Consider the following 6,258-nt stretch of genomic DNA (forward strand, 5'->3'; position numbering starts at 1 on the left):
ACCAACCATCCGGACCGCTCGCTCACGTACCTCGGGTGAAAACTTCCTGGTCGTCTTGCTCATCGTAGCTCCTTCTCACAGATAGGAGCCTCCGGAAAACCCGGGACGCTTCAGATCTTCATGCCGCTGGTCCACGAAATCGGCATCGACCCGATCCAGTTCGGCATCCTGCTGACGCTAAACATCGCGCTCGGCCAGCAAACCCCGCCGGTCGCCAGCGTGCTGGTCACGGCCTGCTCGATCGCCCGCACCGACATCTGGAAGACGACGAAGACGAACCTGCCGTTCATCGGCGTTCTGGTCCTGATCCTGATCCTCGTCACCTATGTGCCGGCGGTCTCGCTGTCGCTGGTCGACGTCTTCTACGAGTAACGAATCCGTCGCCCGCTTTCGTTAAGGAATCGCTTCGATCCTGGGCGCCGAAACTTCCTTCACCGCAAGGCTTGGCACGAGCGGCCAAGACGCGGTAGTTAGCCTCTCTACGGTATACATTGCCGAAATTGGCGACAGAGGAGGGGGACGATGCTGCTCGGCTGCATAGGGGACGACTTCACCGGCTCGTCCGACCTTGCCAACACCCTCGCCAAGGGCGGCATGCGGGTGACGCAGTTCTCCGGTGTGCCGAGTGGCCCCGCCGAGCCGGGCGTCGAGGCCGGAATCGTCGCGCTGAAGTCGCGGACGATTCCCCCGGCCGAGGCGGTGGCGCTGTCGCTCGAAGCGCTCGACTGGCTGGTCGCCCAAGGCTGCCGGCAGTTCCTGTTCAAATATTGCTCGACCTTCGATTCGACGCCGGACGGCAATATCGGGCCGGTGATCGATGCCCTGATGCAGCGCCTCGGGACAGACCGCACGATCGTTTGCCCGGCGTTTCCGGCGACCGGGCGCAGCATCTATCAGGGGCACCTCTTCGTCGGCGACCGGCTGCTCAGCGAAAGCGGCATGGAACACCATCCGCTGACGCCGATGACCGACGCCGACCTTCGCCGCTGGCTGGCACCGCAGACGAAACAGGGCGTCGGGCACGTCGCCGCGACAACGGTGTTTCGAGGTGGCCCGGCGATCCTGGACGCGATGGCCGCCGAGGTAGCCGCCGGCCGCCCCGTGGTGGTGGTCGACGCGATCCGCGACGCGGATCTTATGGCCATCGGAGCCGCCGCGAAGGACCTGCGGCTTTTGACCGGCGGCTCGGGCATCGCCCTCGGCCTGCCGGAAAACTTCCGCGCCGAGAACCTGCTTGCGTCCAACGCCTCTGAATGGAGTGGTTCGGACGGCACGGCGGCGATCCTGTCGGGTTCCTGTTCAACCATGACGCGGACGCAGGTGGCACGTTATGCCGATGGCTCCCCTGCCCTCGAAATCGTCCCCGATCGGGTGATGGCGGGCGAGCAGTCGCCGGGCGACGCCGTCCGCTGGGCGCTCGGACAGGAGGGCGGCGCCCCACTGATCTACTCCTCGGCCGATCCGGAGGCGGTCAAGGCGGCGCAGCAGCGTTTCGGCCGGAACCAACTCGCCGCGCGTCTTGAAGAATTCTTCGCCGAAACCGCCCGCGAATTGTGCGCCGCCGGCGTCACGCGGCTGGTGGTGGCGGGCGGCGAGACGTCGGGTGCGGTCGTCGAGGGGCTCGGCCTCTCCGCCCTTGACATCGGGCCGGAAATCGCGCCGGGCGTCCCGGCCGTCAAGGCCTCCGACCGGCCGCTGTGGCTGACGCTGAAGTCGGGCAATTTCGGCGACGCGGATTTCTTCCAGACGGCGCTGGGCGTCTTGAAAGGCGAGCATCATGACGGCTGAGGCACAGCTTCGCGAGACGGTCTGCGAACTGGCGCGCTCGATCTACGACCGTGGCCTGACCCACGGCGCTTCGGGCAATATCTCGGTCCGGATGCCCGATGGCGGGCTGCTGGTCACGCCGACCGGTTCCTCCTTCGGCCGGCTCGATCCGGCCCGCCTCAGCCGGCTCGACGCCGCCGGGACGCTCGTCGAGGGCGACAAGCCGACCAAGGAAATGCCGCTGCACCGGGCGTTTTACGAGACCCGCTCCACCGCCGGCGCCGTTGTGCACCTCCATTCGACCCATTCCGTCGCCCTTTCGATGCTGCCGGGCATCGACCCGGACAATATGCTGCCGCCGCTCACCGCCTATTCGATCATGCGGCTCGGCAAGGTACAGTTGCTGCCGTATTTTCTGCCCGGCGATGCGGCCACGGGCGACGCGATCCGCGGGCTCGCCGGGCGCCGCTCGGCGGTGATGCTGGCCAATCATGGTCCGGTCGTCGCCGGCAAGGATCTGGAAGCCGCCGTCTATGCCGTCGAGGAACTGGAAGAGACGGCGCGTCTCGCGCTTTTGACCCGCGGCTTGCAACCGCGCCAGCTGACACCTGAACAGATCGCCGGCGTCGTCACCGCCTTCGACGTGGAGTGGTCCTGATGATCCGCCTGTCCGCCAATCTCGGGTTCCTCTGGACCGAACTGTCGCTTCCCGAAGCGATCGTCCGCGCGAAGGCGACCGGCTTCGACGCCGTCGAATGTCATTGGCCCTATGACGAGGACGCGGCGGCCGTTCGGCGGGCGCTGGAGGAGACCGGCCTGACAATGCTCGGCCTCAACACCCGCAAGGGCGGCGCGACCGATTTCGGCCTTGCCGCCGTGCCCGGCCGGGAGACGGAAGCCCGGGCGGCTATCGACGAGGCCTTCGACTACGGCGCCAAGATCGGCGTCGGGGCCGTCCATGTCATGGCCGGAAAAACCCAAGGGGTCGAAGGCGCGAGCGAAACATTCGACAAGAACCTCGCCTATGCCTGTGACCGCGCCGCCAAACACGACATGATGGTGCTCATCGAGCCGATCAACCACCGCGATGCGCCGGGCTATTTTCTCTTCGAAATCGAGCAGGCGGCGGCGATCGTCGCGCGTCTTCGCCGGCCCGAACTGAAGATCATGTTCGACTGTTACCATACCCAGATCATGCAGGGCGATCTGATCCGCCGCTTCGAGCGCCACCGGGCCCAGATCGGCCATGTGCAGATCGCCGCCGTTCCGTCCCGCGCCGAGCCCGACGAGGGCGAACTTGCCTATGAGCGGCTGCTGCCGGCCATCGTGGCGCTCGGCTATGCGGGCTTTTTCGGCGCCGAATACCGGCCGCGCGGCACGACCGACGAGGGGCTCGGCTGGATGGCGTCGCTTCGCGCCGGCGGATCAGGCAAGCCTTAGGCAGCAGCCCTGAATTGCCGAAGCGGACGTGTTGTCCGCCAAGGCTCATGAAACAGGTGATGGGAGGGCGCATTGGCGGCAATGAAGGTGGGATTCATCGGCCTCGGCTCGATGGGGATGGGAGCGGCCCTGTCCGCCCTGCGGGCCGGACTGACGGTCTACGGCGTCGATTTGTCCCCCGCCGCCTTAGAGCGGCTCGAGCAGGCGGGAGCCGCCGGCGTCGGCCAGGACGCCTCGGCCTTTGCCGGCGATCTCGATGCGGTCGTGCTTCTGGTGGTCAACGCCGCCCAGTGCCGGGACGCGCTGTTCGGCGCGAACGGCATCGCGCCGCTTCTCAAGCCCGGGACGCCGGTCGTGGTGTCCGCGACCATCTCGCCCGACGATGCCCGCCGCTTCGACGAGGATTTGCGCGCGGCCGGCCTGAAAATGCTGGACGCGCCGGTCTCCGGCGGGGCGGCGAAGGCCGAGACCGGCGAGATGACGATCATGGCCGCCGGGCCGCAAGACGTCTTCGACGCGCTGGAGCCCCTGCTCGGTGCAATCGCGGCCAAGGTCTACAATATAGGCGAGACGATCGGTCTCGGCGCGACGGTGAAGATCGTCCACCAGCTGCTCGCCGGGGTCCATATCGCGGCAGGCGCCGAGGCGATGGCGCTCGCGTCCCGCGCCGGCATCCCGCTCGATCTGATGTACGACGTCGTCACCAACGCGGCCGGCAATTCCTGGATGTTCGAGAACCGCATGAAGGGCGTCGTGGAAGGCGATTACACGCCGATGTCGGCGGTCGACATCTTCGTCAAGGACATGGGGCTGGTGACCGAGACCGGCCGGTCGCTCCAATTCCCGCTGCCGCTCGCCTCGACCGCCTATGCGATGTATCTCAACGCCAGCAACGCCGGCTACGGCAAGGAAGCCGACAGCGCCGTCATCAAGACTTTCGCCGGCATCGACCTGCCGAAGAAATCGGGCGATTGAGCCTCTTCCGCGGCGCGGCTATCGTCAGTTGATACGCTGTTCGCTGGCCTTGTCGAACAGATGGATCGCCTGCGGCGAAACCGCCAGACCGACCGGCAGGCCTATCGACACCCGGTTTAGGCCGCGACCTGCGTCCGATCACGCCATACCGCCGGAATGGGCTCGGAGGTGCGCTACAGACCCTGGTAGACATCCCGGTGCCAGGAAAATCCGAGTGTCTCGACCATGTTCTTCAGCCGATTGCGACGATACCGCACGGACTCTTCCGACGTCGCGCGGTCGAATTCTTCGTCGGATGCGCAATCGAGGCAGGACTTCCGCAATGGCGCCAACGAAGGCGACGCCGCCTCGTCGTGGTTTCGCCCCCCATCCGGAAGGGTATCGACGATCATATCGATGCCGTGTCGCGCCAGCGCGATCTGGGGGTGCTCGCCGCCCTTGCAGCCATGCTCCAGTATGGTCAGCGTCTCGTCGAGTCTCGCGATCGCCACGGCATAGGATGCGATCGTGTCAGCAGAATGAAATCGATGCAGCAGCGGCAAATTCGTGCTGGCCTCGGCGGTCTTGATCAGCGGCAGCGCGATCATGCTCAACAGCGGGCTGAGATCGACAGCGTCGTCCTGACGATAACGATCAAGGATCGCATACGGGCCATCGCCCGCCGCCGTGATGATCATCGCCAGCGACCGCCGCTCCGAGATCTGGCTCGAGATCGTCACCAGAAAACTGACCAAGAAGGTCAGAAACATGAAACCGGACAGCGACGTGACGGTCGTAACGAGGCGCCACGTATCGTTGCCCGGCTTGAAATCGCCGAGGCCCAGCGTCGAAACTGTATACCCCGCGAAGTAAAAGCGTTCGAGCGTCTCTGCGACAATCTCTGACGTCGCGGTGACGACCGCCTCCGGCGAGGACATATAGATCAGACTCCAGCCGATCCAGAGCCCCGTCACGCTCACGACCGTGCGGGTGACGACGCAATAGGCCCCCAACAGATTCAGCTGGCTCCGATTTCCGGACCGCCGCACCCACCAGAGGACAACCTTGCTGACAAGATCTTCGACGGGGCGGGTGAGAAGCCCCGCGCTGGCGCCGATCCGAAAGAACCCGCCAATGGCGTCTGTAGTGGTGATCACCACCAGCAGGCCACCAGCCAAAATGAGCAGAACAGTCATCGTTTCGTTCATACAACCATTACCGGCACGAGCCACCTGATAACGCTTATGGCCTAACGGCGCATCGGTCGCGGATCCGAGCCCATATTGGCCCCGGGTGACGCAGGGCAATGGTCGCGGGTCGTCTTCGCCCATTCCGTTATATCGAGCGCTCCCGCATGGTCCGAACGATGCCCGAAAACCTCGTCGCTAGGACAGCGACAGGGCCGGTCTGTTCTTGACGCGCCATGTGCGCAACGAGGCCGCCGTCTGCAAAGCCATCACGGAAAGCACGAGGATTGCGAATGGCCACTGCGCCCAATTCGGCTCGGGCGTCGGGCGATGGAAGTCCTGAAAATGGAGGTAGAGAAAATATCCTGTGTGAGCGACCGAAAGCCACCACAGCACATAGGTGCCCTGCTGGACAAACTTCCACACCGACCCTCCCAGCAGTCTCTGACTGGCATTATTGGAGGTCACCGCAAGAATTGCAGCGTAGACCAGCGCGACAATGCCGATGATATTCGCTAGGCCGAAGCCGTGTTGAAGCATCACGTAGCGCAGCAATTGCGGATGGAACTCGTAGCCGATCAGCCGCATGAGATCGAGATTCACCCATCCGATCAGGATAAACACGGCATGGGCGAAAGCCAGAAGCACTCCGTAGATGCCGAACTCACGCCGCCAGGGGATGGCCTTGCGAAATGGGGTCCATAGGCGGGACAGCGGGCCGATGGCCATCGATGAAGCGACCATCACCAGCGAGGTGTCAGCCAGCGCCCTGTTCCACTGATGCATCGGCGACCACTCCGGGGATGTCCCGAAGTTTGTTGAACTTCGTTGAGCGGCGATGCCGGGTTGAACGTTACGCGGCCCTCGATGCAGGGGCAATGAACTTTTCGGCATTTTGGCGCTGATGGGC

At 64.7% G+C, this 6,258-nt stretch carries 7 protein-coding genes; 5 read left to right on the forward strand and 2 right to left on the reverse strand.

Features of this window, described 5'->3' with window-relative positions:
- Window positions 1-120: 120 nt before the first annotated feature.
- The 5 genes from VQ045_RS20965 to ltnD all read left to right on the forward strand — a co-directional run bounded on the left by VQ045_RS20965 (window position 121) and on the right by ltnD (window position 4,182).
- Window positions 121-372, forward strand: coding sequence for a TRAP transporter large permease subunit (locus VQ045_RS20965; protein ID WP_331831502.1), 252 nt, complete (start codon window positions 121-123; stop codon window positions 370-372).
- Window positions 373-522: 150 nt separating this feature from the next.
- Window positions 523-1,788: a 3-oxo-tetronate kinase gene (gene otnK, locus VQ045_RS20970; RefSeq protein WP_331831504.1), complete on the forward strand. Its 1,266-nt coding sequence runs from the start codon at window positions 523-525 to the stop codon at window positions 1,786-1,788.
- Complete coding sequence (gene otnC, locus VQ045_RS20975; RefSeq protein WP_331831505.1) at window positions 1,778-2,425, forward strand: 3-oxo-tetronate 4-phosphate decarboxylase; 648 nt, start codon at window positions 1,778-1,780, stop codon at window positions 2,423-2,425. The genes otnK and otnC overlap by 11 nt, the downstream gene beginning before the upstream one ends.
- A complete protein-coding gene (locus tag VQ045_RS20980) occupies window positions 2,425-3,207 on the forward strand; it encodes a hydroxypyruvate isomerase family protein (RefSeq protein WP_327626007.1) in 783 nt (260 codons plus the stop codon). The genes otnC and VQ045_RS20980 overlap by 1 nt, the downstream gene beginning before the upstream one ends.
- Window positions 3,208-3,288: 81 nt before the next feature.
- Window positions 3,289-4,182, forward strand: coding sequence for an L-threonate dehydrogenase (ltnD, locus tag VQ045_RS20985; RefSeq protein WP_327649825.1), 894 nt, complete (start codon window positions 3,289-3,291; stop codon window positions 4,180-4,182).
- Between the two features lie 173 nt (window positions 4,183-4,355).
- Here ltnD and VQ045_RS20990 read toward each other — a convergent pair whose 3' ends face one another.
- Window positions 4,356-5,492, reverse strand: a complete 1,137-nt coding sequence (locus tag VQ045_RS20990) for a potassium channel family protein (RefSeq protein WP_331831506.1) — start codon at window positions 5,490-5,492, stop codon at window positions 4,356-4,358.
- Window positions 5,493-5,546: 54 nt separating this feature from the next.
- Window positions 5,547-6,258: ferric reductase-like transmembrane domain-containing protein (locus VQ045_RS20995; RefSeq protein ID WP_331831507.1), on the reverse strand; the 712-nt coding region annotated here is incomplete at its 5' end.

The sequence above is a fragment of the Aurantimonas sp. E1-2-R+4 genome, assembly GCF_036549515.1.
Taxonomy (GTDB): domain Bacteria; phylum Pseudomonadota; class Alphaproteobacteria; order Rhizobiales; family Rhizobiaceae; genus Aurantimonas; species Aurantimonas coralicida_A.